At 65.9% G+C, this 25,689-nt stretch carries 19 protein-coding genes; 13 read left to right on the top strand and 6 right to left on the bottom strand.

The features are described 5' to 3' along the window. The first annotated feature begins 21 nt into the window (after positions 1-21). The 8 genes from AB7245_RS35020 (at position 22) to ligA (ending at position 12,063) form a co-directional block, all read left to right on the top strand. Positions 22-1,008 (top strand): D-alanine--D-alanine ligase family protein, encoded by a 987-nt coding sequence (locus AB7245_RS35020; RefSeq protein ID WP_085399279.1) that lies wholly within the window; start codon positions 22-24, stop codon positions 1,006-1,008. A 350-nt stretch (positions 1,009-1,358) separates the two neighbouring features. Continuing rightward, a complete protein-coding gene (locus AB7245_RS35015) occupies positions 1,359-2,387 on the top strand; it encodes a cell division protein FtsQ/DivIB (RefSeq protein ID WP_085399280.1) in 1,029 nt (342 codons plus the stop codon). Then, the gene (ftsA, locus tag AB7245_RS35010) at positions 2,384-3,706 is read left to right on the top strand and encodes a cell division protein FtsA (RefSeq protein ID WP_071910400.1); all 1,323 of its coding nucleotides are present in this window, start codon (positions 2,384-2,386) and stop codon (positions 3,704-3,706) included. Before AB7245_RS35015 ends, ftsA begins: the two co-directional genes overlap by 4 nt. 87 nt (positions 3,707-3,793) lie before the next feature. Beyond that, a complete protein-coding gene (gene ftsZ / locus AB7245_RS35005) occupies positions 3,794-5,587 on the top strand; it encodes a cell division protein FtsZ (protein WP_085399281.1) in 1,794 nt (597 codons plus the stop codon). A gap of 364 nt (positions 5,588-5,951) precedes the next feature. After that, on the top strand, positions 5,952-6,914 hold the full coding sequence (lpxC, locus tag AB7245_RS35000) for a UDP-3-O-acyl-N-acetylglucosamine deacetylase (RefSeq protein ID WP_085399282.1): 963 nt from the start codon (positions 5,952-5,954) through the stop codon (positions 6,912-6,914). A gap of 259 nt (positions 6,915-7,173) precedes the next feature. Next, positions 7,174-8,061 (top strand): outer membrane protein assembly factor BamD, encoded by an 888-nt coding sequence (locus AB7245_RS34995; RefSeq protein WP_085399283.1) that lies wholly within the window; start codon positions 7,174-7,176, stop codon positions 8,059-8,061. Positions 8,062-8,084: 23 nt separating this feature from the next. Further along, positions 8,085-9,755: a DNA repair protein RecN gene (gene recN / locus AB7245_RS34990; RefSeq protein WP_085399284.1), complete on the top strand. Its 1,671-nt coding sequence runs from the start codon at positions 8,085-8,087 to the stop codon at positions 9,753-9,755. 154 nt (positions 9,756-9,909) lie between these two features. After that, entirely contained in the window at positions 9,910-12,063 is a 2,154-nt protein-coding gene (ligA, locus tag AB7245_RS34985) for an NAD-dependent DNA ligase LigA (protein WP_085399285.1), read from the top strand. A 227-nt stretch (positions 12,064-12,290) separates the two neighbouring features. Here ligA and AB7245_RS34980 read toward each other — a convergent pair whose 3' ends face one another. Next, positions 12,291-13,571, bottom strand: a complete 1,281-nt coding sequence (locus AB7245_RS34980; RefSeq protein ID WP_085399521.1) for a multidrug effflux MFS transporter — start codon at positions 13,569-13,571, stop codon at positions 12,291-12,293. A 321-nt stretch (positions 13,572-13,892) separates the two neighbouring features. Beyond that, on the bottom strand, positions 13,893-15,719 hold the full coding sequence (locus AB7245_RS34975; protein ID WP_085399520.1) for an aminopeptidase P family protein: 1,827 nt from the start codon (positions 15,717-15,719) through the stop codon (positions 13,893-13,895). Between the two features lie 185 nt (positions 15,720-15,904). Between AB7245_RS34975 and AB7245_RS34970 the strand changes: the two genes are divergently transcribed. Next, positions 15,905-16,084 (top strand): hypothetical protein, encoded by a 180-nt coding sequence (locus AB7245_RS34970; protein ID WP_028147633.1) that lies wholly within the window; start codon positions 15,905-15,907, stop codon positions 16,082-16,084. A 73-nt stretch (positions 16,085-16,157) separates the two neighbouring features. Here AB7245_RS34970 and AB7245_RS34965 read toward each other — a convergent pair whose 3' ends face one another. Then, entirely contained in the window at positions 16,158-17,045 is an 888-nt protein-coding gene (locus AB7245_RS34965; protein ID WP_085399519.1) for a 50S ribosomal protein L11 methyltransferase, read from the bottom strand. 163 nt (positions 17,046-17,208) lie between these two features. On the opposite strand from AB7245_RS34965, the gene AB7245_RS34960 reads away from it, so the two are divergent. Further along, positions 17,209-17,364 (top strand): Flp family type IVb pilin, encoded by a 156-nt coding sequence (locus AB7245_RS34960; protein ID WP_094183922.1) that lies wholly within the window; start codon positions 17,209-17,211, stop codon positions 17,362-17,364. A 288-nt stretch (positions 17,365-17,652) separates the two neighbouring features. Here the strand turns inward: AB7245_RS34960 and AB7245_RS34955 are convergent, their stop codons facing one another. Next, positions 17,653-19,263 carry a phytoene desaturase family protein gene (locus tag AB7245_RS34955; protein WP_085399518.1) on the bottom strand — a complete coding sequence of 537 codons (1,611 nt, stop codon included), beginning with the start codon at positions 19,261-19,263 and terminating at the stop codon, positions 17,653-17,655. A gap of 178 nt (positions 19,264-19,441) precedes the next feature. Between AB7245_RS34955 and AB7245_RS34950 the strand changes: the two genes are divergently transcribed. Beyond that, positions 19,442-21,721: a spermidine synthase gene (locus AB7245_RS34950; RefSeq protein ID WP_085399517.1), complete on the top strand. Its 2,280-nt coding sequence runs from the start codon at positions 19,442-19,444 to the stop codon at positions 21,719-21,721. A 134-nt stretch (positions 21,722-21,855) separates the two neighbouring features. Here AB7245_RS34950 and AB7245_RS34945 read toward each other — a convergent pair whose 3' ends face one another. Next, the gene (locus AB7245_RS34945) at positions 21,856-22,839 is read right to left on the bottom strand and encodes a glycerophosphodiester phosphodiesterase (protein WP_085399529.1); all 984 of its coding nucleotides are present in this window, start codon (positions 22,837-22,839) and stop codon (positions 21,856-21,858) included. Positions 22,840-22,971: 132 nt separating this feature from the next. Here AB7245_RS34945 and AB7245_RS34940 point away from each other — a divergent pair, with 132 nt between their 5' ends. Next, complete coding sequence (locus AB7245_RS34940) at positions 22,972-24,234, top strand: hypothetical protein (RefSeq protein WP_085399516.1); 1,263 nt, start codon at positions 22,972-22,974, stop codon at positions 24,232-24,234. A 2-nt stretch (positions 24,235-24,236) separates the two neighbouring features. Here AB7245_RS34940 and AB7245_RS34935 read toward each other — a convergent pair whose 3' ends face one another. Then, positions 24,237-25,016, bottom strand: a complete 780-nt coding sequence (locus AB7245_RS34935) for a L,D-transpeptidase (protein WP_085399528.1) — start codon at positions 25,014-25,016, stop codon at positions 24,237-24,239. Positions 25,017-25,343: 327 nt separating this feature from the next. Here AB7245_RS34935 and AB7245_RS34930 point away from each other — a divergent pair, with 327 nt between their 5' ends. After that, positions 25,344-25,667: a hypothetical protein gene (locus tag AB7245_RS34930; protein ID WP_085399515.1), complete on the top strand. Its 324-nt coding sequence runs from the start codon at positions 25,344-25,346 to the stop codon at positions 25,665-25,667. Positions 25,668-25,689: the final 22 nt, after the last annotated feature.

Here is a 25,689-nt window from a genome sequence, read left to right as displayed (position 1 = left end):
CTGGACAGGCGACGAGAGAACATGCGCATCACCATCCTCTTCGGCGGCTCCAACCGGGAGCGTCTGGTTTCGGTCGCCTCAGCCCAGGCGTTACATCAGGCGCTGCCCGAGGCCGATCTCTGGTGGTGGGACGTCGAGGACAAGGTGCATGTCGTGCAGTCGAAGCAACTGCTCGAACACGCCCGTCCATTCGAGGACGAGTTCAAGCCCGGCACATCGGGCATTCCGCTGGGGCAGGCGCTCGACCAGGCCAAGACGGAAGGCCGCGTGCTGGTGCTCGGCCTGCATGGCGGGCGCGCGGAGAACGGCGAATTGCAGGTGATGTGCGAGGCGCGCGGCGTGCCCTTCACCGGCTCGGGCTCGGCCTCCTCGCATCTCGCCTTCGACAAGATCGCGGCCAAGCATTTTGCCGCGCTCGGCGGCGTGACGCCGCCGGAAAACGTTGCGCTTGAGAACATCGACGAGGCCTTCGCCGAATACGGCCGGCTGATCGCCAAGCCCGCGCGCGACGGCTCGAGCTACGGCCTGATCTTCGTCAATGCGAAGCAGGATCTCGTCGCGGTCCGCAATGCCGCGAAGCACGAAGACTATGTGATCGAGCCCTACATCGCAGGCGTCGAGGCGACCTGCGGCGTGCTGGAGCGCCCCGACGGCTCGATCATCTCGCTGCCGCCGATCGAAATCATTCCGGGCGAGGGCAATTTCGACTACGCCGCAAAATATCTCCTGAAGTCGACCCAGGAGATCTGCCCCGGGCGTTTTTCGCCCGAGATCACCGCTGCGCTGAAGGAGCAGGCGATGCTGGCGCATCGCGCGATGTCCTGCACCGGCTATTCCCGCTCGGACTTCATCGTCTCCGACAGGGGCCTGATCTATCTCGAGACCAACACGCTGCCCGGGTTGACCAAGTCCTCGCTCTACCCAAAGGCGCTGAAAGCCGAAGGCATCGCGTTCGTCGACTTCCTGCGCGGCCTGGTCGAGCTCGCCGGGCGGGGCGTAAGAAAATAATTAGGACTGGTTAACGGCCGAACCGGCGAAATGGCCGATTTTGGAAGCCAAAACCGGTAAAATGCCGGACATCGCGGCATAAATGCCTCACACGCCTGGGCAAAACGCATCCCGCGTTAACGAAGTTTACCTTTTGTTTACCAGGACGTCCGAAGGTTAACGCTGGCGGCGCATATGACGCTTTGGCTGCCGGCGCGTGGGCTGTTGCGGGTGATGTCACCTCCAGCGAACGCTTTGAAGGGGAGAGGTTTTCTTCTTCTGAAGACCAGCACCCGGCCCGGCAAGTCCGAGACGTCATGTTCGCCAGGACCCGCGCGATGTCGCGGGCTAACTGTTGACGAGCTCGTGCAATGGATGGTGCAGGAAGCCTCACTCGGTCGTTTCTGAGATCGCTGAGGCCCCAAGCTGACCTGAAGGCGGCCGCTATCGGAGCGGTCATGCTTCTGCGCGAGTGGGTGCAGGACAAGCGCGACGAGAAGCGCGCTGCCGCCCAGAACAAGATCAGGTCCAAGACCAAAGCCAAGCCCGTCGTCGAGCGCGAGCCGCCGCCGCGCGTGGTCGCGCTGGTCGAGCGCTATGCGCCGCGCCGGATCGGGATCACCATGACCGTTCTGCTGCTGGTCGGAAGCTGCGGCTTCGGCATCGTCAGGGGCGGCCACCTCCAGGATTTCATCGCGGCAGTCAGCGACACCCGCAACGCGCTGGCCAATTCCGCGGGCTTCCGCATTACCTCTGTCGTGATCAACGGCCGCAAGCAGCTCAGCCAGGACGAGATCCTCGCGGTCGGCGGGGTCAGCGGCCGCTCCTCGCTGCTGTTCCTCGACGCCGACGTCGTGCGCGACAAGCTCAAGGCCAATCCCTGGATCGCGGATGCGACCGTGCTGAAGCTCTATCCGGGCCGGCTCATGATCGACATCACCGAGCGCCAGGCGTTCGCGCTGTGGCAAGAGGCCGGCCGGCTCTCCGTCATCGCCGATGACGGCGCGGTGCTCGAGCCTTACGTCTCGCGCCGGTTCCTGTCGCTGCCGCTCGTGGTCGGCAAGGGCGCCGACACCCAGGCGCGCGATTTCCTGGCGCTGCTGGCGCGCTATCCGCAGATCAATTCGGTGACCAAGGCCGCGATCTATGTCGGCGAGCGGCGCTGGAACCTGAGGCTCAAGGATGGCCTCGACATCCGTCTGCCCGAGCAGGACGTCGGCAACGCCCTCGCGACGCTGTCCAGGCTCGACAAGGAGGACAAGCTGTTCTCCCGAGACATCGTCGCCGTCGACATGCGCCTGCCCGATCGCCTGGTGGTGCAGCTGTCCGACGACGCCGCCAAGGCGCGCGAGGACCTGTTCAAGGACAAGAAGAAAAAGAAGGCCGGGGACGCCGCATGACCGGTCTTGATCGCACCCAGACCCCGAAGACGCGCCCGATGCCGCACAAGCGCGGCGGCATCGTCGCCTGCCTCGATATCGGCACCAGCAAGATCGCCTGCATGATTGCGCGGCTGAGGCCGTCGGCGCCGAGCGAAGCCCTGCGCGACCGTACCCACGCGGTGGAGCTGATCGGTTACAGCCAGATCCAGTCGCGCGGCATGAAGGCCGGCGCGGTGATCGATCTTGCCGAATGCGAGCAGGCGGTACGCCAGGCCGTCGGGCTGGCGGAGAAGATGGCCAAGGTGCGGGTCGAGTCCGTGCTGCTGTCGGTCTCCGGCGGCCGGCTCTCCGGCCAGCTGGTCGAAGCTGCGGCCGACATCCGCGGCGGCGCGGTGACGCCCGCCGATGTCAGCCGCGTCACCTCGACCGGCATGCGCCACGCCACCGGCGAGGGCCGCACCGTGCTGCACGCGCTGCCGGTCGGCTATACGCTCGACGGCGTCAAGGGCATCCGCGATCCGCGTGGCATGGTCGCGCATCAGTTCGGCGTCGACATGAACGTCGTCACCTGCGAGGCCACCGTTGCCCGTAACCTGATGCTGGCGGTGGAGCGTTGCCACATCAATGTCGAAGCCATGGCGGCGAGCCCCTATGTGGCCGGCCTGTCGGTGCTGACCGACGACGAAGCCGACCTCGGCGCCGCCGTCGTCGAGATGGGCGCGGGCACCACCACCATCGCGGTCTATTCCGGCGGCCGCTTCGTGCATGCGGCGGGCTTTGCGGTCGGCGGGCAACACATCACGATGGATCTCGCGCGCGGACTCTCCGCGACCATTGCCGATGCCGAGCGAATCAAGACGTTATATGGGACCGTCATCACCGGCGGATCGGACTCGCGTGAGCTGATGTCTGTACCGACAGCCGGTGACGAGCAGGATCTGCCGCAGATCGTCTCCCGCGCCACCATCGCCAACATCGTCAAGCACCGTGCCGAGGAAGTCTTCGAAATGGTTCGGGACAAGCTGAAGGATTCGCCCTTCGCCTCAGAGCCCAACGGCCGCGTCGTGCTCTCCGGCGGCGCCTCGCAGCTGACCGGCCTCGTCGAACTCGGCACACAGATTCTCGGCCGGCCCGTGCGGGTCGGACGTCCGCTCGGTTTCGGCCGGCTGCCCAACGAGGCGAAGAACGCCGCGTTCGCGGTGCCGGCCGGGCTCCTCGTCTACCCGCAATATGTTCATCACGAGCATGTCGAACCGCGGCATACGCGGCAGCAGGTCAAGACAGGGACGGGCGGTTATTTTGGAAAGGTCGGACGATGGCTACGCGAGGGCTTCTGATGAACCGGTTCCGCAACCTTCGCATTTCACCAACTCCCGCGGCCGCCGGCCGGGGCGAACCCACGCGCGCGTGATCGAGAGGCAAACATGACCATCAGCATCAATGTTCCTGATATTCACGAATTGAAGCCCCGGATCACCGTGTTCGGCGTCGGTGGCGCCGGTGGCAACGCCGTCAACAACATGATCACGGCGGGCCTCCAGGGCGTCGACTTCGTGGTCGCCAACACCGACGCGCAGGCGCTGACGATGTCGAAGGCGCAGCGCATCGTGCAGATGGGCACGGCGGTCACGCAAGGCCTCGGCGCGGGTTCGCAGCCGAACGTCGGCGCGGCGGCGGCGGAAGAGGTGATCGATGAACTGCGCGACCATCTCTCGGGCGCCAACATGGTGTTCGTCACCGCCGGCATGGGCGGCGGCACCGGCACCGGTGCTGCTCCCGTCATCGCCAAGACCGCGCGCGACATGGGCATCCTCACCGTCGGCGTCGTGACCAAGCCGTTCCACTTCGAGGGCGGCCGCCGCATGCGCACCGCCGAGGCCGGCATCAACGAGCTACACAAGGTCGTCGACACGCTCCTGATCATCCCGAACCAGAACCTGTTCCGGGTCGCCAACGAGAAGACCACTTTCGCCGACGCCTTCGCGATGGCCGACCAGGTGCTTTACTCCGGCGTTGCCTGCATCACCGACCTGATGGTCAAGGAAGGTCTGATCAACCTCGACTTCGCCGACGTTCGCGCCGTCATGCGCGAGATGGGCAAGGCGATGATGGGTACCGGCGAAGCTTCGGGTGACAAGCGCGCGCTGACCGCCGCTGAAGCCGCGATCGCCAACCCGCTGATCGACGATAGCTCGATGAAGGGTGCCAAGGGCCTCCTCATCTCGATCACCGGCGGCAAGGACCTCACCTTGTTCGAGGTTGACGAAGCCGCGACCCGCATCCGCGAGGAAGTCGATCAGGACGCCAACATCATCGTCGGCGCGACCTTCGACGAAGCGCTCGACGGCCTGATCCGCGTCTCGGTCGTCGCCACCGGCATCGAGCAGGCAACGATCGCCCGCAACACCCAGGCCACCAGCGCCCCGGTCGCGAACGCGGCGCCGCAGCAGATCCAGCAGGTGCAGCAGGCTCCCGCTGCTCCGGCCGCTGCCGAGAGCCGTCTCGCCGACCTGACCGCGCGTCTGCGCGCCGACAATCAGCGCATGGCCGAGCGCGCCCAGAAGCTGGAAGCCCAGATCCCGGCCGCCGCCCCGACCGCGCCGCGTCCGAATGTCGAGCGCGCCGCGCTGGCCGCCATCGCGGCTGCCGTTGCCGAGGTCCCGCAGGCGCCCGCGCCGATGCAGACCTATGGCGACGTCACGGTACGCCCGATCGCGCAGAAGCCGACGCTGTTTCCGGAGCCTGACATGGCCCCGGTCGCGATGCAGGAGCCGATGACGCCGGAAACCTTCATCCCGCCGCAGGCCGAGCGTGGGCCGGTCCGTGCACCGCGGATGCCGCGTATCGACGAACTGCCGATGCCGGCCCAGGCCGAGCTTCGCCAGGCCCGCGGCGAGGTTGAAGAAGAGACCCCGCAGAAGACCCGCCTGTCGTTGCTCCAGCGCCTCGCCAATGTCGGCCTCGGCCGCCGCGACGAGGAGAGTGAGGCGCCGGTCGCAGCCCGCACCGCCGGTCCCGCGATGCCGCCGCTGCCCGATCGCCGGCCCCAGAAGAGCGTGGCGCAGCAGATCGCGGCGAGCGAGCCGGTATCGGAGTATGCCCGCCGTCCTGCGCCTCAGGGCCTGGACATGCATGGCCGCCCGGCGCCTGTTGCGCCGGCGCCACAGGGTGACGACCATCTTGATATCCCGGCCTTCCTGAGGCGTCAGGCGACCTGAGGATTGTTACAATAGGGCTGACGAAAAAAGGTCCCGGCGGGAAGCTTGCCGGGACCTTTCCTTTGGTCCCGTGCATGCCCGGATTGCGGCATCAAACAACTGATTTTAAATCATTAATTACGCATTTGGTGGTTCAGTAAAACTGCCGATAACGGTCCCAAACTCCGGCGCAATTTGGTTAAGCCTTGGCGCGAATACGGCAGGTTTGGGGTAACAATCGGTAAAAAAGCGTGAGTTGGCGCTGTTTGAGGCTGTGACTATGGTTTGCCGTGACTTGGGGATACGGAGATTCGCAACCGTCGGCACTGGCCGGCCAAGCGGGCCTAGTATAAGTCGCAGTGGGTCGTAGTGGGGCGGATTCCTGATGAAATTTAGCCGGCAAACAACGCTTCGTGCGCAAGCCACAGTGGCCGGCGTTGGCGTTCATTCCGGGCTTCCCGTCACTCTCACGCTTGGGCCTGCGCCCGTCGATGCGGGGTTTGTTTTTGTCCGCACCGGCCTCGAGGGAAGTGACCGTGAGATTCAGGCGACCGCCGACCAGGTGATCGCGACCGACTTCGCCACCGTCCTCGGCGATCGTGACGGCCCGTTGGTTTCGACCGCCGAGCACGTGCTTGCGGCGCTGCGGGGCATGGGCGTCGACAACGCCACCATCGAGATCGACGGACCGGAAGTGCCGATCATGGACGGCAGCGCCGCGGCCTTCATTGCCGCGATCGACCAGGCCGGCATCGTCAGCCAGCCGGCACAGCGCCGCTTCATTCAGGTTTTGAAGCCGATCTCGGCCAAGGTCGGTGACTCCTTCGGCGAGATCCGGCCCTACGCCAACGGGTTCCGCGTTGATATCGAGATCGACTTCACCAATCCCGTCATCGGCCAGCAGAGCTACGGCTTCGACCTGAGCCCGGAGCGCTTCCGCCGCGAAGTCGGTCGCGCCCGGACTTTCGGCCTGATGTGCGACGTTGCCCGGCTCTGGAGCGCGGGTTACGCACTCGGCGCCTCCTTCGACAATACCGTCGTGTTCGACGACGAGCGGCTGCTCAACACCGAGGGCCTGCGCTACGCCGATGAATGCGCCCGCCACAAGGTGCTGGACGTGATCGGTGATCTCGCGCTGGCCGGCCTGCCGCTGCTTGGCGCCTACCGCTCGGTGCGTGGCGGTCACAAGCTCAACCACGCTGTCCTGACCGCGCTGCTCGCCGACCGTACCGCCTGGCGGGTGGTCGAGGGCGAGGCGGTCCGCCGCGCCACGCGTCCCGTGGGCGAAGTCGGTCGCGGCATCGTCGGCGGGCGGATCGCCGCAGCCTACGGGCCGGACGTGTCCTGAAGAGACCTGTCGCCACTGGCGTTCTGTTGCCGCCGGCGTTTGGCGGCGGCTCCCGGGAAACTCCTGGTAACGATGATCGGCTAGGATTGCGGCGCGTTCGCCTTAATCCGGGCGAAATGCCTGCCTATCCGGTTGGTTCGAGATCGTTTTTCGGTTACACGGCGTGGTCGCATGGCAGGCGCCACGGCTACATTTCGCGCCCATGACGGGGTTCATGGGCTGGCGGACACCGCATCACAGGGCGTCAGGGCTTAAATTCATGTCGGCACAGCGTATGACGCGCGGATATCTCTCGGTCTCGCCTGGAGTCCGCGGGCTGCTTCAAGCCGCCACCTTCTTGGTGCTCGCGCTGCCGCTGGCCGGCTGCGGCACCGGCGCGCTCTGGGACAAGTTCACCGCCAAGGACGACACCTTCACCGAGGAGCCCGCCGACAAGATCTATAATGAGGGCCTGTACCTCATGAACGAGAAGAAGGACATGAAGGGGGCGAACAAGAAGTTCGAAGAGGTCGACCGCCAGCATCCTTATTCCGACTGGGCCCGCAAATCGCTGTTGATGTCGGCCTATGCCTCCTACCAGGGCGGCGACTATGACGGCTGCATCGGCGCCGCGACCCGCTACGTCACGCTGCATCCCGGCAGCCCGGACGCGGCCTATGCGCAATACCTGATCGCCGCCTCCCATTACGATCAGATCCCGGACATCAGCCGCGACCAGGCCCGCACCGAGAAGGCGATCGCCGCGCTGGAAGAGGTGAACCGCAAATATCCGAACTCGGAATATGCGACCTCGGCCAAGGCCAAGATCGAGGGTGCGCGCGACCAGCTCGCCGGCAAGGAGATGAATGTCGGCCGCTATTACATGCAGAAGCGCGACTACACGGCCGCGATCAACCGCTACAAGGCCGTCGTCACGCAGTACCAGACCACCCGCCATGTCGAGGAGGCTCTGTTCCGGCTCACCGAGGCCTATATGACGATCGGCATCGTCGCCGAGGCGCAGACCGCAGCCGCGGTGCTTGGCCACAATTTTCCTGACAGCCGCTGGTACAAGGACGCCTATAATCTTGTAAAATCCGGGGGTCTCGAGCCGAGCGAGAATCAGGGTTCCTGGATGAGCAGGGCCTTCAAGAAGATAGGCCTATAGTCTCGGCTAGGAAATTTGATTCCATGCTGGCGCGTCTGTCGATCCGTGACATCGTCCTGATCGAGCGGCTCGATATCGAATTCGCCACCGGACTTGCGGTTTTGACCGGTGAGACCGGTGCGGGCAAATCCATCCTGCTCGATGCCTTTGCACTGGCGCTTGGCGGCCGCGGCGACGCCGGGCTCGTGCGCCATGGCGCGGAGCAGGGGCAAGTCACCGCCGTCTTCGATATCCCCAAAAATCACCCCGCGACGAGGATTCTGGCCGAGAACGGCCTGGATGATACCGGCGAGATGATTCTCCGCCGGGTGCAACTCGCCGACGGCCGCACCCGTGCCTTCATCAACGACCAGTCGATCAGCGTGCAGACGCTGAAGGCGGTCGGTGGTGCCCTGGTCGAGATCCATGGCCAGCATGACGAGCGCGCGCTGGTCGATGCCGCCACCCACCGCCGCCTGCTCGACGCCTTTGCCGGGCTCGAAAAGGACGTCACCGCGGTCGAAGCGCTCTGGGACGCGCGCCGCACGGCCAGCGCCGCGCTGGAAGAGCACCGCGCCGCCATGGAGCGCGCCGCGCGCGAGGCCGACTATCTGCGCCACGCCTCCGACGAGCTGAAGCAGCTCGCGCCCAAGGAAGGCGAGGAGACCTCGCTCGCCGGTCGCCGCACAACCATGATGCAGGGCGAGAAGATCGCCTCCGATTTGCGGGAGGCGCAGGAAGCCGTCGGCGGCAATCATTCGCCGGTCGCCTCCCTGTCGGCCGCGGTGCGCCGGCTGGAGCGGCGCGGTGTCAACTCGCCGGCGCTGGTCGAGCCCGCCGTGAAGGCGATCGACACCGCGATCAACGCGCTGGAGGAAGCCGACCAGCATCTCCTGGCCGCGCTCGCCGCGACCGACTTCGATCCGGGTGAGCTCGAGCGCATCGAGGAGCGGCTGTTCGCGCTACGCGCCGCCTCGCGCAAATATTCGACGCCGGTCGATGGCCTCGCCGCGCTTGCCGCCAAATACGCCGCCGATGTCGTCCTGATCGATGCCGGTGCTTCGCGGTTGAAGAAGCTGGAGCAGGCGGCAATCGAGGCCGACGCGCGCTATGCCGCTGCCGCCAAGAAACTGTCGATGGCGCGGCAGAAGTCGGCGGACAAGCTCAACAAGGCGGTCAACGCCGAGCTCGCGCCGCTCAAGCTCGAACGCGCCAAGTTCATGACGCAGGTCGAGACCGATGAGGCCGCGCCGGGCCCGCAAGGTTTCGACCGCGTCGAGTTCTGGGTGCAGACCAATCCCGGCACCAAGCCGGGTCCGATGATGAAGGTCGCTTCCGGCGGCGAGCTCTCGCGCTTCCTGCTGGCGCTCAAGGTCGTGCTGTCCGACCGCGGCTCGGCGCCGACGCTGGTGTTCGACGAAATCGACACCGGGGTCGGCGGTGCGGTCGCAGACGCCATCGGTGGACGGCTGGCGCGGCTTGCCGGCAAGGTGCAGGTGATGGCCGTGACCCACGCCCCGCAGGTCGCCGCCCGTGCCGGCCAGCATCTGCTGATCTCCAAGGACGCCCTCGACAAGGGCAAGCGCGTCGCCACCCGCGTCAATGCGCTGGCCGCCGACCACCGCCGCGAGGAGATCGCCCGCATGCTCGCCGGCGCCGAGATCACGGCCGAGGCGAGGGCGGCCGCCGATCGGCTGCTCAAGGCGGCGAGTTAGACTTTGTGTCCCGGATGCGCGTAGCGCGAGCCGGGACACGGAATGCCGCCACACAGGCCCCGGCTCTGCAGCGCACGGCTCCGCGCTGCGCAGCGTCCGGGGCACGAGACCAACCGCCTTTACCCTCCCGCCCGCTCCGTCGTATCCAAGCACCATGGCAAGAGCAGCAAAATCCAAAGCAAGGCCGCTTCGCGACGTCGCCGACCTCACCAAGGCGCAGGCCAAGGTCGAGCACATGCGGCTCGCACTCGAACTCGAAGAGCACGACAGGCGCTATTATCAAGACGACGCGCCCACCGTGACCGACGCCGAGTACGACGCGTTGCGCCAGCGCTTCAACGCGATCGAAAAGCGCTTTCCGGATTTCGTCAGCGCGGAGTCGCCGTCCCAGAAAGTCGGCGCGGCACCGTCGGGTCGCTTCAGGAAAGTCCGGCATTCCGTTCCGATGCTGTCGCTCGACAACGCGTTTGCCGAAGAGGACGTCCGCGACTTCGTCGGCCGCATCGTGCGCTTCCTGAAGCTCGACGACGACAAGGTCGATTTCTCGGCCGAGCCGAAGATCGACGGCCTCTCGATGTCGCTGCGCTACGAGGGCGGCGAGCTCGTCACCGCGGCGACCCGCGGTGATGGCGCCGAAGGCGAGGACGTCACCGCCAACATCCGCACCCTCGAAGACGTGCCGCAGAAGCTGAAAGGCCGCAACGTCCCTGACATCTGCGAGGTGCGCGGCGAGGTCTACATGACCAAGAGGGCCTTCCTGACACTCAACAAGAAGCAGGTCGAGGCCGGCGAGGCGCCGTTCGCCAATCCGCGCAATTCGGCCGCAGGCTCGCTCCGGCAGAAGGACCCGACCATCACCGCCTCGCGCCCCCTGGGCTTCTTCGCCTATGCCTGGGGCGAGATGAGCGCGATGCCGGAGGGTACGCAGAGCGGCATGATCGGCTGGTTCGAGCGCTGCGGCTTCAAGACCAATCCGTTGACCAGGCTCTGTCATTCCGTCGAGGAGTTGCTCGCGTTCCATCAGTCGATCGAGGAGCAGCGCGCAAAGCTCGATTACGACATCGACGGCGTCGTCTACAAGGTCGACCGCATCGACTGGCAGGAACGGCTCGGCTTCGTCTCACGCACGCCGCGCTGGGGCATCGCGCACAAATTCCCGGCCGAGCGCGCCGTGACGGTGCTGCGCGACATCGAGATCCAGGTCGGCCGCACCGGCTCGTTCACGCCGGTCGGCAAGCTCGAACCGGTCGGCGTCGGCGGCGTGATCGTGCAGAACGTCACCCTGCACAACGAGGACTACATCAAGGGCATCGGCAACAAGGGCGAGGTGCTGCGCGAGGGGCGCGATATCAGGATCGGCGACACCGTCGTGATCCAGCGTGCCGGCGACGTCATCCCGCAGGTGGTCGACGTCGTCCTCGACAAGCGGCCGAAGAGCGCAAAGGAATTCCACTTCCCGACGAAGTGCCCGTGCCCGCTGCACACCGACGTCACGCGCGAGGAGACGGCGGCCGGCGAAGAGGGCTCGCGCGCCCGCTGCACGGGCGAATTCGCCTGTCCCTATCAGAAGATCGAGCACCTCAAGCTGTTCGTGTCGCGGCGCGCCTTCGACATCGACGGTCTTGGCGAGAAGCAGCTCCAGTATTTCTTCGACGAGGGATGGGTGAAGGAGCCCGCCGACATCTTCACGCTGGAGAAGCGCAATGCGAAGCTGAAGCTCGAGGAGATCGAGGGCTACGGCGCAACGTCGGTGCGCAACCTGTTCGGCGCCATCGAAAGCCGGCGCAGAATCGCGCTGGAGCGCTTCGTCTATGCGCTCGGGATGCGTCATGTCGGCGAGACCACGGCGCTGGCGCTCGCACGCGGCTATGGCTCGTGGGACGCCTTCCACGACGCCTGTCTCAAGGTCGCCAAGGGCGACGAGGAGGCGATGGCCGAGATGGACGCGCTGGATCAGATTGGCGACACCGTGATCAAGAGCATCGCCGACTATTTCGGCGAGAGCCACAATCGCGGCATCGTCGAGCGGCTGACCAAGGAAGTCGAGATCATCGACGCCGAGAAGCCGAAGAGCAACTCCGCCGTCGCCGGCAAGACGGTGGTGTTCACGGGATCGCTGGAGAAGATGACGCGCGACGAGGCCAAGGCGACCGCGGAGCGTCTCGGGGCGAAGGTGTCGGGCTCGGTGTCGAAGAAGACCGACCTCGTCGTCGCCGGCCCGGGCGCGGGCTCCAAGCTCGCGGAAGCCAACAAGCACGGCGTCAAGGTGTTGACTGAGGACGAGTGGCTGACGCTGATCGGGGAGTGAGAGGGGCGCGCTCGCGCCACTCACTCCGCTGTCGTCGCCCGGCTTGACCGGGCGATCCAGTACTCCGAGACGGCTGTGATAGAACCGATGGGCCGCGGCGTACTGGATTCCCCGCTTGCCGCCTACGCTAAAGCTTCGGCGGCCCTGGACCTCAGCCCCGGCGAAGCCTTGGCGTAGCCGGGTCGCGGGGAATGACACCGAGATTGGCGCGAGGCCAATCGCTCCCCTCACATCATCCCCGTCTCTTCCTCCTCCGCCTGCTCGATCAACTCCTCGCTCACCACTACCTCGCGGCGAGGAACGACGAAGATCATCATGCAGGCGCAGAGCAGCGAGATCGCCAGCACCGCCGAGGTCAGCGGCCGCGTCGTTGCGGAATGGCCACCGAGATAGGCGCCGAATTGCGACATCAGCGCGCCGATGCCCTGCTGGAGGAAGCCCATCGCGCCTGATGCGGTGCCGGCGGCTTCAGGGCGGATGCTGATGGCGCCGGCGGCGGAGTTCGCCATCACGAAGGCATTGCCGACCATCACGATCATCTGCGTGCCGAATAGCCAGCTCGGAGCCTCGTTCCAGCCGGTGAAGCTCCAGAGCAGGTTCAACAGGCTGCCGCAGAGTTGCAGGCCGAGCCCGAACCAGATCAGTCTTTCCAGCGAGTGTCGCGGCGCGAAGCGCACGCAGAGCAGATTGCCGACGAGATATGCAAAGCCTGTTGTCGCGAACCAGGCGCCATATTCGGCGCTGGTCCGGCCCATCTGCGTCACCACGATGTAGGGGCCGCCGCCGGCGAAGGTGAAGATAATCTGGGACGCCAGCACCTGGCACATCACATAGCCGATGAAGGCGCGGCTCTTGATCAGGGTGCCGACGTCGCTGCGAAACCCGCCGCTGCCGACCGCGCGATCGCGGCGGGTTTCGGGCAGCGCGATCGCGATGCCGATTGCGACCGCGATCGCACCGATCGTGACGGCGTAGAAGATTGCCCGCCAGCCGAATGCGGTCTCGATCAGGCCGCCGGTGAGCGGTGAGACCATCTGGCCGATCATGAGCGCTGCGACCACGAGGCTGATCATGGAGGCGACGCGGTCGCGCTCGTAGATATCGCGGATGATGGCGCGGCTCACCACCATGCCGGAGGCGCCGCCGAGCGCCTGGAAGAAGCGCGCTGCGATCAGTTGCGGCAGGGTTTCGGCGAAGATGCAGGCGACGCTCGCCGCGACCATCAGCGCGAGGCCGCCAAGCAGCACCGGACGCCGGCCGAACCTGTCCGACAGCGGTCCCATGATGAGCTGCGACAGCGCGATGCCGACCATGTACAGCGACACCGTCATCTGCGCGATCGAGATGTCGCGGCCGAACGTCGTCGCCAGCACTGGCAGCGCCGGAACCAGGATGTAGAGCGAGATCGGCGCGATCCCGGTCATGACGACCAGCAGCAGCAACACCACGCGCGAGGTCGCGATGTTTTTCGTCGCCGCGTCCGGCGGCCTGCTGATCATGCCGTGCATAGTCGTCCGTCTTTCGAAGTCGAATCGACTGTAGCGTGCTCGCGCAAGACGGATATCGGCGTTTCGGAATGCGGCTATTCGGATTTCGGGACGGTTACGATGAGGGCACGATGGCGACCGATTGGGCGCGTTGCTCGTGCCTTAAGGGCGGTGTCATCGCCCGCGAAGGCGGGTGATCCAGTACGCCGCGGCCTTTCCGCATGCGTTTGCTGTCTCTGGAATACTGGATTCCCCGCTTTCGCGGGGAATGACAGCGATGGGTGGGGAAACAGCGTTGCGCAAATCGCGTAGAGCTATGCATCGTGCCCCGCAGGCCGAGCTCTACGTCAGTTCCGCCGTGGCCTGATCGAGCCAGGCCTTCGTCGCCTCGTCCAGTGCCGGCCGCACCTCGGCGCGGACGCGCGCGTGGTAGGCATTGAGCCAGTCGAGCTCGTCCTTGCCCAGCATCGCGACATCGACCAGGCGCCGGTCGATCGGCGCCAGGGTCAGCGTCTCGAACGCGTTCATCGGCTTCTCGGCACCCTCGATGTCGGCGGCGACCACCAGCTCGAGGTTCTCGATGCGGATGCCGAAGCCGTCGGTCTTGTAATAACCGGGCTCGTTGGAGAGGATCATGCCGCGTTTCAGCGGCGTCGTGCCGAGCTTCGAGATCCGCGCCGGTCCTTCGTGCACACTGAGATAGCTGCCGACGCCGTGGCCGGTGCCGTGCTCGAAATCGACGCCGGCGGCCCAGAGATATTGCCGCGCCAGCGTGTCGAGCTGCGCGCCGGTCGTGCCGTCGGGAAACACCGCGCGCGCGATCGCGATGTGGCCGCGCAGTACCCGGGTGAAGCGGTCGCGCATCTCCTCCGTCGGCTCGCCCACGGCCATGGTACGGGTGACGTCGGTGGTGCCGTCTTCATATTGCGCACCGGAATCGATCAGCAGCAGGTCGCCCGGCGCGATGCGCCGGTTGCTCTTGCGGGTGACGCGGTAGTGCACGATGGCGCCGTTCGGGCCGGTGCCTGATATGGTCGGGAACGAGACGTCCTTCAGCGCGCCGGTGTCGCGGCGGAACGTCTCAAGCGCTTCGACCGCGTCGATCTCGGTCAGCTTGCCGCTTGATGCCTCGCGGTCGACGAAGGCGAGGAAGCGCGCCAGCGCCACGGCGTCGCGGCGATGCGCCGTCCGTGTGCCCTTGATCTCGGTCGCGTTCTTGACGGCCTTGAGCAGCGCAATCGGATCGCTGCCGCGCACCGGCTTGCCGCCGGCGCTTGCGATCAGCCGGCTGAGCGCGTCGGCCGCGGTGGCATTGTCGAGTGCGATCGCGGCGCCGCTCTTGGCGAGCGCCATCAGCGTCGGTGCCATCGCATCGGGCTCGCGCACGTCGGCGGACTGTTCCAGATGGTCGCGGGTCAAATTGGAGAGTTTTCGGTGGTCGATGAACACGGTCGGCCGGCCGTCCTTCGGCACCAGCGCGTAGGACAGCGGCAGTGGCGTATGGGCGACGTCGGCGCCGCGGATGTTGAAGGTCCAGGCCACGGCGTGGCTGTCGGAGAGCACCAGCGCGTCGACGCCGAGCTTGGCGATCTCGCTTTTGATTTGCGTGATCTTCTCGGCCTCGGCGACCCCGGCATTTTGCAGGCTGTGCACGGCGACAGGGGCCAGCGGCGGCTGCGGCCGGTCCTGCCAGATCGCGTCGACCGGGTTGCTGTCGACGGCGATCAGCTCGGCGCCGGCCTTGGCGCAGGCGGCGGCGAGGCGCTCGGCTGCCGAAGAAGTGTGCAGCCACGGATCAAATCCGAGGCGGTCGCCGGCCTTCAGGTGCGTCGATACCCAGCTCTCCGGCGGCGGATCGATCAGCGATTCCACCGCCCAGGCCTTTGCGTCGACCTGCTTGGCCGCCTGGATCGTGTAGCGGCCGTCGACGAAGACCGCGGCCTCATGCGTCAGCACCACCGCCAATCCTGCGGAACCGGTAAAGCCGGTCAGCCAGGCCAGCCGCTCTTCCGAGGGGGGCACATACTCGTTCTGCTGCTGATCGGCGCGCGGAACGACGAAGCCGGTCAGCTTGCGGCGGGCGAGTTCTTCACGGAGCGCGGCCAGGCGCGCCGTCAATGCGACGCCGGCCTCGGGCTCCTCGAATGTCTGGAAGTGTGCTTCGAACATGGCTCAGTTTAGGATCATGAGGATCAGTCCGCAATGTAGACGCATTTGGGGTCGCATCTGGCACGGACCGTGCTTGAAAATGGTCCATTCGAATTGAGTGGAGTACAGGATGCAGCAGTTGCGCTTCGTCCGGATAACAGGGAAATTCGAGCGGGTGGTTCATCTCAACGGCGAGGGGACACACGATGCCAGCGTTCATGTTTGAGAAGATTTCGCCGCCGGCCCACCGCGCCCCGGCCGCAACGACACCGAAGAAGCCGCGCGGCCTCATCAGCCAGATGATCGACCGTTTCGCCGAGCGCCGCGCCAGGCGCGCCTTGCAGGGCAAGCGCGCGACGCGCCGGGACGAGAAGCCGGCGGAGTAGTGGTGTTCCGCCGTCGCTCTTCGAGCTATGGCGGACAAGTCGCTTTGCCCACCCGACGGCACCTACGCTGGCCTTACCCCATCTTCCTCAGCAACAAGCTGCTCCACCCCTCGATCCGCAGGTGCCGCAGCGGCACGAGGCCGCGTGCGCGGTAGGCGGCGATCACGGCGGGGGCCTGGTGGGTCAAGAGGCCCGAAAGGATGACGCGCGCGCCGGGCGCGAGGTGCCGCGCCATCGGGCCGGCCAATTGCCTTAACGGATTGGCAAGGATGTTGGCCAGGACCAGGTCGAACGGGCCGCATCTGGCAAAGTCCGGTGCGGCAAATCCGGTTGCGCGGATCACCCGCACCTGGTTGCCGACGTGGTTCAGTGTCGCGTTCTCTGCCGCCACCCGCACCGACGGCGGGTCGATGTCGGAGGCGAGCACCGCGCGATGCAGCGCCTTCGCTGCGGCGATGCCCAGCACGCCGGTGCCGGTGCCGAGGTCGAGCAGGCTCCTCGGCCGGGAACTCTTCAGGACGTGGTCAAGCAACAGTAAACAGCCGCGTGTGGTGCCGTGGTGGCCGGTGCCGAAGGCGAGCGCTGCCTCGATCTCGATGGCAAGCTTGTTCGGCGCGACGCGGTCGCGGTCGTGGCTGCCGTGCACGACGAAGCGCCCGGCCGGCACCGGGACGAGATCTTCGAGGCTCGCCTTGACCCAGTCCTTGGCCTCGACAATGTCGAAGATGAGCGTGTCCGCGATCTCGTTTCCTGCCGAAGTTACAATGAGTTCCCGCAGCCATGCCTGATCGGGCGCCTCGGCGAAATGGAGCGTGACGTCCCACTGTCCGTCCGGCCGTTCGAAGGCGGCGACCGCCGCATCGCCGTCGAAAAAGACCTCCGTGAGCACGTCGACGACGCGCTTGGCCGCGGCCTCGGTGCCGATCGAAAAGCAGGCGCGATGAGTGGGAGAAAGCTGCATTCTAGGGTTCCGTCAGTTCAATTTTTGGAACTTTTGTTCCCAATTTTCCGCATAACTTGCAGGTTCCGATTTAACCTGACTGCAGGTTGTATCCCGTAGATTTCCGGGTGTTGGATCCAGCCAACGCACCTTGGAATTGAAACGGAGGCGAGTCTTGAAGAGCATGGTTTTGAAGTTCTGGTCGGACGAATCCGGTGCAACCGCGATCGAATACGGCCTGATCGCAGCGGGCATCGCGCTGGCGATCATCACCGTGGTGAACAGCCTGGGCACCAGCTTGAACGACAAGTTCGGTTCGATTAGCAGTTCCTTGAAGTAATTTCCGCCTCCCATTTCCTGGCGGGGGCTGTTTTTCTTTAGAGGCTGTTACCTGACGATCGCCCGCACGGGGAGTTGCCCCCGGCGGGCGAGGTCGTTTTGGGGGGCGGCCCGGAAATGCCCACAGGCCTTCCACTCGTTTCCCCCAAGTTGTCCACGGCTTTATCCCGCCACTCGTCCCCAGCTTTTCCACCGCCTTGTACGGGGCGCGCCGGGCCTGCCGCGCGCAGGCGACCCACTGCTTTCTCACAGCCCTGCCAACAGCCTGTCCACAGCCCTTTCCACAGACCTATCCACGGCTTCCGAACAGCGAGCGGTGATCCCTCAAAATCGCCTGTGCGGCGTTGTGGCCGGGCGCGCCGGTGACGCCGCCGCCGGGGTGGGCGCCGGAGCCGCAATGATAGAGGCCCTTCAGGGGCCCGCGATAGTCGGCATGGCCCAGCATCGGCCGCGCCGAGAACAGCTGGTTCAGCGTCAGCGCGCCGTGGAAGATGTCGCCTCCCAGCAGGCCGAATTGCCGTTCGAGGTCGAGCGGGGAGAGGATCTGGCGGCCAAGCACGCTTGCCGCAAAGCCAGGTGCGTATTTGTCCACCGTCGCGATCATGAGATCGGCGACCTCCTCGCGATGGTCGTCCCAGGACTTTCCGTCGGGCAGTTCGGGCGCGACGTGTTGGCAGAACAGGCTCGCGACGTGTTTGTCCGCCGGTGCGAGCGTGTCGTCGAGCGTGGAGGGGATCAGCATTTCGACGACAGGCTCCCGGCTCCAGCCCAGCGCGCGCGCGTCGAGATAGGCGCGGTCCAGGTAGCCGAGGCTTGGCGCGAGGATGATGCCGGAGGTGAGGTGATCGCCGTCGCCCGGGAGCGCGGTGAAGGAGGGCAGGCGGTCCAGCGCCACATTCATGCGGAAGGTGCCGGAGCCGTTCTTCCAGTGCCGGATGCGCGCGAGGAAGTCCGGGGGCAGCGCGTCGGCCGCGATCAGCCGCGTGTAGAGCAGCTTTGGATTGACGTTGGCCGCGACATATTTCGCGCGGATGGAGGTGCCGTTGTCCAGCACTACGCCCACCGCGCGGTCGCGCTCGACGATGATCTCGCGCACACCCGCATCCGTGTCGATCGTGACGCCGCGGCCCTGCGCGACGCGCGCCATCGCCTGCGTGATCGCCCCCATGCCGCCGATGGCGTGGCCCCAGACGCCCTTCTTGCCATTCACCTCGCCGAAGGCGTGGTGCAGCATCACATAGGCCGAGCCCGCCGCGTACGGACTGGCATAATTGCCGACGATGGCATCGAAGCCGAACAGCGCCTTGACCAGATCGTGCTCGAAGCGCTCGTCCAGTATCTCGCCGGCCGAGCGGGTGAAGAGATCGAGCAGGCTGCGGCTTTGCTCCAGCGTCAACCCACGCAGGATGTTGGCGCTCTGCAACGCGTTCACCGCTTCGCGGATCGCGTTCGTGCCAAAACCGTCAAGCAGGTTCGGCGGCGCACGCAGCACGAATTGCCGCAGCACGTCGGCGATGTCTTCCAGCTCGCGCGAGAACCCGTCCAGCGCGCTTGCGTCGTGCGTGCTCAGCCGCGCGACGGATTCCTTCGTCCGCCCCTCGCCGGTGAGCAGATAGCTGCCGTCGGGCGCGGGCAGGAAATTCTGGGCGCGCCGCTCGACGATCCGCAGGCCCTGTTCAGTGAGCCCCAAGTCGCGGATCACCTGCGGATTGAGCAGGCTCACCGTGTAGGCCGCGACCGAGTTGCGGAATCCGGGGTGAAACTCCTCCGTGACCGCGGCCCCGCCGACCACCTTGCGGCGCTCGACGACGCGCACGCGCAGGCCCGCCATCGCGAGATAGGCCGCGCAGGTGAGGCCGTTATGGCCAGCGCCGATGATGATGACGTCGGTTTCGCTCATGAAGGATTCAAAATGTTCCGCGGTCTTTCCGGGATGGTCCGAAAGACCAGACCCGGAATGACATCTGTATATCAAGCAATCGTCGCTGCAACATCACGAGACCCTTTATTGCCCGTTCATGCGCCTTGTGCTCCATTGCGCGCGTCCGGCGCCCGCCGGGGTTTAAGCCGGAGCTTCCATGGATTCGATCGTGCAACCCGCCGCCACGGAGCAGCCCTCCTCGTCGCGCAACCGGCTGCTGCTGACGGTCTATACTGCCGCGATCTTCGTCAGTGCGCTCTTGCTGTTCTCGGTGCAGCCGCTGTTCGCCAAAATGGTGCTGCCGCGGCTCGGCGGCTCGCCGGCAGTGTGGTCGGTGGCGATGGTGTTCTTCCAGTCGCTGCTGCTGGCGGGCTATGCCTATGCGCATCTCTTGATGCAGATCAGGAGCCGGATCGTTCCCGTGGTGGTGCATCTCGTGTTGCTGGCGCTGGCCTTCGCCACGCTGCCGCTCGGCATCGCCACCGCCTATGGCGAGCCACCGGCGTCGGGCTATGCGTTCTGGCTGCTCGGCCTGTTCGTGGTCTCGATCGGCCTGCCGTTCTTCGCGCTCGCCGCCAACAATCCGCTGCTGCAGGCCTGGTTCGTCCGCACCGGCCATCCTGCCGGACACGATCCCTATTTCCTCTATGCATCCTCCAACATCGGCAGCTTCCTCGCGCTGTTGTCCTATCCGTTCCTGCTGGAGCCGATTTTCACGCTGCACACGCAGAACCGGTTCTGGACCCTTGGCTATGGCCTCCTGATCCTCCTGATCGCCGCCTGCGGCGTGCTGCTGCTGCGTTCGCCGAAGCTGGCCGTGGTCGACGCAAAAACCGAGGACATCAATGCGCCGGCGCCAGGCTTCGTGACGCGGCTGCGCTGGATCTTCCTCGCCGCGGTGCCGTCCGGGCTGCTGATCGCCGTCACGGCGCACATCTCGACCGACGTCGCGGCGGCGCCGTTGCTCTGGGTGCTGCCGCTGTCGCTGTATCTACTCACTTGGGTGGTGGTGTTCCAGTCGCGGCCGCTGCTGCCGCACAAATGGATGCTGATGCTCCAGCCGGTCGCGATCGCGGGCGTCATCGTCCTGCTGGCGTTCGGCGGCGAACAGAATCTGCTGCTGACCCTCGGCGGCCACCAATTGTGCTTCTTCGTCATCGCCATGGCCTGCCATGGCGAGCTGGCGCGGACACGCCCGGCCGCCAAATATCTCACGGGCTTCTATGTCGCGCTGTCGTTCGGCGGCATGGTCGGTGGACTCTTTGCCGGCCTCGTTGCTCCATTCACCTTCTCCTGGATCGCCGAATACCCGATCCTGGTCGCGCTCGCCGCGCTGTGCCGGCCGCCGGCGAACGAGCGGCTGGCGGGTATCGTCAGATGGTACTGGCTGGCACTCGCCGTGCTTGCGGTGGCGCTGGTCGCGCCGTCTTACATGACCGGCGATCTCTCGACCTGGTTCGAGGATCATCGCGTCTGGGTCGCGGGGGCCGTCGGCGTGCTCGCAGCACTTCTGGCGCTCGCGCTCAACGCCAGCCGCTGGAAGATCTTCGCCACCGCCGCGCTCGCGCTGGCGTTGATCCGCGTCTATCCGGCGGACGAAGGCCGCGTCACGACGGTGCGCAGCTTCTTCGGCGTGCACAAGATCGTGGTGACGCCCGGCGGCTATTTCCATGTGCTGATGCACGGCACCACGATCCACGGCGCCGAGCGCTTCCGCAACAATGACGGCACGCCGGTCGTCGGCCGGCCCGAGCCGATCACCTACTATCACAAGGACGGCGGGATCGGTCAGGCCATCACCGCGCTCCGCGAGCGCAAGGGCGCGCCGCTGAAGGTCGCTGCAATCGGCGTCGGATCGGGCACGCTCGCCTGTGCCGCCGAGCCCGGCGAAAGCTGGACCTTCTTCGAGATCGACCAGTCCATGGTCGACGCGGCGAGCGACCCGAAGAACTTTCGCTACATATCGAGCTGCATGCCGGGCCTGAAGCCGGTGATCGGCGATGCTCGCCTCACCTTCGCGAAAGAGCCCGACGGCGCTTATGACCTGATCATCGTCGACGCCTATTCGTCGGATGCGATCCCGATTCATCTCGCCACCGAAGAGGCGATGAATATCTACAAGGACAAGCTGGCGCCGCACGGTGCCGTGGTGATGCACGTCTCCAACCGGCACCTCGATCTCGAGACCGTCGTGGTCGGCATCGCCGATGCCAACGATCTGAAGAGCTGGGTCTTCAACGAGGATTCCGGACGCGACGGGGACTACATCTTCTCGACCGACGTCGTCATCTCCGCGCGCGAGGAGGCCGACGTCGGCCGGCTCGCCTCCTCCAAGTCATGGGAGCAGACCGAAGCCGACGACCGGGTGCGGGTCTGGACGGATGATTATTCCAATATTTTGGGCGCGCTGTACCGGCGTCTGCGGGATGGGGAGTAGGGACGCCAAAGGTACGGCGCGCAGATTTACGAGAGGTCGTCATGCCCGGGCTTGTCCCGGGCATCCACGTTCTTCCGACGATGCCGCAACACGTGGATGGCCGGGACAAGCCCGGCCATGACGGCGGATAGACTTCACGGCACGACCGGCGTTCCCGCCGGCAATGCAATTCCCTTCTCGCCCGCGACTTGCCGCAGCAGGTCCGGCCTGTCCGAGATGATGCCGTCGACGCCGAGCTCGATCATGCGCGCCATGTCCTCGCGCTTGTTGACGGTCCAGACCACGATGCGCAGTCCGAGCGTGTGTGCCTCCGAGACGACCGCCTCGGTTACATCGCCGAAATAGGGCGACCAGACCGCGCCGCCCGCAGCCTTGATCGTCCGCGGCAGCGAGCCGCCGTGATCGGCCGGGCTGAAACCCGCCGTCCAGTTCGTCGCCTTGTCCAACGCCACCGTCTGGCCCGAGCCGCGCTGGAGCGTCAGGTAGACCGTCGGAATGTTGGGCGCCTGTTGCTGGACGAGCAGCAGGGTCCGCCAGTCGAACGACTGGATCATGACGCGATCGGACAATCTCTCGGCCTCGATCAGCCCGAGCAGCTTTGCGACAAAGCCTTGCGGATCGAGCGACTCGTCCGGATGGTTTGGATCGATCTTGGTCTCGATATTGAAACGCACGCGCGTGTTGCCGGCCTTGCGTACCAGCGCGAACAGCTCGCCCAGGGTGGGAACGCGTGTCCCCGGCACGGCCCGCTGGTCGGGGAATTGCTTCGCGTAGGAACTGTCGGGGCGGATCTGGCCGACGTCATAGGCCCTGACCTCTTCGAGCCGCAGCTTCACGAACGGTGTGCCGGGCGCGGCGACATAGGCGCCGCCTGCATCGCGCGCGAGGTCGGGATTGAGCCCGCGTTCATGCGAGATGATGACCTCGCCATCCGCGGTCACGCCGACGTCGAGCTCCAGCGTGTCCACGCCCATCGACAGCGCGTTGGCGAAGGCCGGCAGGGTGTTTTCCGGCAACAGCGCGCGCCCGCCGCGATGCGCTTCGAGATCAAAGGCCATGGCTCGTCCCGCAATGAGAACCGAGAGCACGATCAGGATTGTCGCGGCGCGTGACGGCATCAAGGTTCGCAGCCCAAGTGAAAAGAGGAGCTTATGAAATCTTCGCCCGGTTCGTCCAGCTTCGTGGTCGACAGGTGCTTGACGGCGGCCGGGGAAGGCGGAAACTGGCTCTCAAAAAAGGGAGCCATTCATATGCGGCTTATCTTCATCGCAACGATGGCGATTCTCATGGTCGGACAGGCGCTAGCCAAGGATGTGCTCTCGGGTGCGAGCCTCTACGAAGATGTGGCGCGCTATGCGTCCTTCGGTCTGCACCGCTTCAGCTCGGCGGGCGATCGCGCGACGGCCGACTGGATCGCCGGCGAGATGAAGCAGGCGGGTTTCGAAATCAGCTTCCAGCCCGTCGTGCTCGGGCGGCAATATGTCGTCGAGCGGGCCAGCGCCGAAGCCGCCGGCATCTCTGTCGAGGCGACGCCATTCTGGTGGCCGCCGGAGGACAAGGCCAGCTTCCATCTCGCCGCGCCGCTCGCGCGCGACGGCGATGTTACCGGCAGGATCCTTCTGCTCGATCTGCCGTTCGATCGGGGCGCCTATCTGGGGCCGACCCATCGTGCGGCGATCGAGGAAGCCGCGGCAAGGAAGCCGGCGGCCATCCTGCTGATGATCGGCAATCCCGCCGACGACCGCTTCGCCTATAACGTCACGCAGGAGGATGCACCCTGGCCCGTGCCGGTGATCGTGGTCGGCGCGGCGTCGCGAGCGGTGTTCGAGCGCGCGCTCGCCTCAGGTGCGCCTGTGACCTTTGACGTCAAGGGCCATTACGAGCGCGATGTTGTTGGCCGCAACGTCATCGCCGAGATCGGGGCCGGCCGTGGGCCGGTCATCGTCGTCTCCACGCCGATGACCGGCTGGTACTCGTGCGTCTGCGAGCGCGGCCCCGGCATCGCCAATTTTCTCGCGCTGGCGCGCACCGTCGCCGCCGAGAAATGGCCGGCGCATCTTGTGTTCATCGCCACCGCCGGCCACGAGATCGGCCATGGCGGCATGGAGCTGTTTTTGAAGCACGGAGCGCCGGCACCGAAGGACACGCTGGCGTGGATTCATTTCGGTTCGTCGAACGCCTGCTATGCCTTCGCGGAAGGCGCGCGCACCGATCGGCCCGAGCAAGAGCGTTATCTCGTGCTGAGCAAATCCGCCGTCGCGCTGACCGACGAGGCTTTTGCAAAAGTCGAGGCCAAGCGTCTGGTGACGGAGAAGCAGGCGGTCGGTGAGCTGCGCGACGTGCATGCGGCGGGCTACGCCAATTTCCTCGGCATGGCCGGGCGCCATCGGACGTTTCATACGCCGTCGGATGATCTCGCCGCGACCGGGCCCGAGATCCTCGAGCCGGTCGCGCGCGCCTTCGTCGATGCTGCGCGAAAGATCGTCGAACGCGGCAACGCCGCGTTCCGGTAGCGTCAGTTCTGATAGTAACCGCGCGGCTGATAGTATTGCCGGGGCTGTGGCTGATAGTAGCCCTGCTGGCCGTAGCCTTGATTGTAGTACTGCTGCGGCTGCTGCTGTTGGTAGACCTGTGCGTCATAGAGCGGACGGCTGGCCGAGCGCGGCGCGGGATAGCGCGTGCCGGTGTCGCTGCCGTCGGCCGGGTAGATGTAATTGTCGTCCTGCGGCATGTAGCGGCGGGCGGGCTGCGCCGGCGGTGCGAGATTCACGGGATCGCCTGAAGTGGCGTACTGCTCTTCGGCCGGCTGCGGCGCGCGGGCCACTGCTGTGGGGTTGCGGCCGCGCGGGTTGCGGGCCAGAGCCACCTGGGCCGAGCCGGTCAGCGTCACCGTGGTGTTGAGCACGCCCTGCTGCTGCACCAGCGCATAGAGCGTCGAGGCATTCTGGCGCGACAGTCGCACGCAGCCGTGCGACGCCGGCGAGCCGAGGCGGCCGACCGAGTCGGTGCCGTGGATGGCGTGCCCGACCTTGGTGAAGAAGATCGCGTGCGGCATCGGCGCGTCGTCGAATTCCTTGGAGTAGTGATCCTCTTCCATGCGGAAGGCGCGGAAGGCGCCGCCCGGCGTTTCGCGCGAGGGGATGCCGGTCGACACCGGCCAGTGATAGCGCGCGACGCCGTCGACGGCGACGGTCATCTGCTGATTGTCCTTGTCGACGGTGATCTCGACCTTGGCCTGCGCGGTGCCCGCGCTCAAAAACATCAATGAGGAAAAAGCGATGAAAAAAGAACGCATCTGGAAACGCATTTGAGTTCTGGCCTCCGGCCTGTTCACGCTAGGCGCCGCGGCTCTCCGTCCCCCGGCGTGCAATATGCCTGCAATCCGGCTTTCGTTCCAGCGGGCTGCCCCTCCATCGTTAACGCGATGCCGGGCGTAAGCAAGGCCGCTTTGTGCCGCGTGGCTGGCGGTGGCGCTGACATTTTCGCGAGCGTGCCAAGCAGTCACAACGCCGACAATTCGTCACAAAGGCGCAACCATTCGGCCGCTTCAGGCGTTGATTGTGGCTGCCCTCGACGGGCGGCTTCCGCTGCCCTCTCCCCTTTAATTCCCTTGGGACCGAAGATGAACAAAGCCCGTATCGCCGCCGCGCAATTGCCGGCCGGTTTGCCCGTCCGCCTGCTGTTCGCAGCCACCGCCATCCTGCTCGCGCTGTTGTCGCTGCCGCAAGCCGGCCACGCCCAGGGCATCGTGCGCGGCGCCCAGGAGGGCTCCTATGAAGGCAACCGGATTGCCGGGCCTGTCGGTGGCGTCGTTGGCGGCGCGGTCGGCGCCGGTGTTGGAGGGGCCGTGGGTGCGGTGGAGGGCGTGTTCGGCATTCCGCATCACCGCCATTACCGCTGCCGCGGCTACTATGACGGCTACCATCGCTTCCACTGCTACAGGTGAGGTAGCGCCGTAGCCCGGATGG

This window comes from Bradyrhizobium sp. 604_D8_N2_3, assembly GCF_051810765.1.
Classification (GTDB): Bacteria; Pseudomonadota; Alphaproteobacteria; order Rhizobiales; family Xanthobacteraceae; genus Bradyrhizobium; species Bradyrhizobium barranii.
Note: the sequence above shows the minus strand (reverse complement) of the source record. Positions and strands in the feature narration are given on the sequence as shown.

What these genes read in the sequence shown, in the direction of transcription:
- AB7245_RS35020 (WP_085399279.1), top strand. Translation starts at nt 22, where the DNA reads ATGCGCATCACCATCCTCTTCGGCGGCTCCAACCGGGAGCGTCTGGTT.
- AB7245_RS35015 (WP_085399280.1), top strand. Translation starts at nt 1,359, where the DNA reads ATGGATGGTGCAGGAAGCCTCACTCGGTCGTTTCTGAGATCGCTGAGG.
- ftsA (WP_071910400.1), top strand. Translation starts at nt 2,384, where the DNA reads ATGACCGGTCTTGATCGCACCCAGACCCCGAAGACGCGCCCGATGCCG.
- ftsZ (WP_085399281.1), top strand. Translation starts at nt 3,794, where the DNA reads ATGACCATCAGCATCAATGTTCCTGATATTCACGAATTGAAGCCCCGG.
- lpxC (WP_085399282.1), top strand. Translation starts at nt 5,952, where the DNA reads ATGAAATTTAGCCGGCAAACAACGCTTCGTGCGCAAGCCACAGTGGCC.
- AB7245_RS34995 (WP_085399283.1), top strand. Translation starts at nt 7,174, where the DNA reads ATGTCGGCACAGCGTATGACGCGCGGATATCTCTCGGTCTCGCCTGGA.
- recN (WP_085399284.1), top strand. Translation starts at nt 8,085, where the DNA reads ATGCTGGCGCGTCTGTCGATCCGTGACATCGTCCTGATCGAGCGGCTC.
- ligA (WP_085399285.1), top strand. Translation starts at nt 9,910, where the DNA reads ATGGCAAGAGCAGCAAAATCCAAAGCAAGGCCGCTTCGCGACGTCGCC.
- AB7245_RS34980 (WP_085399521.1), bottom strand. Translation starts at nt 13,571, where the DNA reads ATGCACGGCATGATCAGCAGGCCGCCGGACGCGGCGACGAAAAACATC.
- AB7245_RS34975 (WP_085399520.1), bottom strand. Translation starts at nt 15,719, where the DNA reads ATGTTCGAAGCACACTTCCAGACATTCGAGGAGCCCGAGGCCGGCGTC.
- AB7245_RS34970 (WP_028147633.1), top strand. Translation starts at nt 15,905, where the DNA reads ATGCCAGCGTTCATGTTTGAGAAGATTTCGCCGCCGGCCCACCGCGCC.
- AB7245_RS34965 (WP_085399519.1), bottom strand. Translation starts at nt 17,045, where the DNA reads ATGCAGCTTTCTCCCACTCATCGCGCCTGCTTTTCGATCGGCACCGAG.
- AB7245_RS34960 (WP_094183922.1), top strand. Translation starts at nt 17,209, where the DNA reads ATGGTTTTGAAGTTCTGGTCGGACGAATCCGGTGCAACCGCGATCGAA.
- AB7245_RS34955 (WP_085399518.1), bottom strand. Translation starts at nt 19,263, where the DNA reads ATGAGCGAAACCGACGTCATCATCATCGGCGCTGGCCATAACGGCCTC.
- AB7245_RS34950 (WP_085399517.1), top strand. Translation starts at nt 19,442, where the DNA reads ATGGATTCGATCGTGCAACCCGCCGCCACGGAGCAGCCCTCCTCGTCG.
- AB7245_RS34945 (WP_085399529.1), bottom strand. Translation starts at nt 22,839, where the DNA reads ATGCCGTCACGCGCCGCGACAATCCTGATCGTGCTCTCGGTTCTCATT.
- AB7245_RS34940 (WP_085399516.1), top strand. Translation starts at nt 22,972, where the DNA reads ATGCGGCTTATCTTCATCGCAACGATGGCGATTCTCATGGTCGGACAG.
- AB7245_RS34935 (WP_085399528.1), bottom strand. Translation starts at nt 25,016, where the DNA reads ATGCGTTCTTTTTTCATCGCTTTTTCCTCATTGATGTTTTTGAGCGCG.
- AB7245_RS34930 (WP_085399515.1), top strand. Translation starts at nt 25,344, where the DNA reads ATGAACAAAGCCCGTATCGCCGCCGCGCAATTGCCGGCCGGTTTGCCC.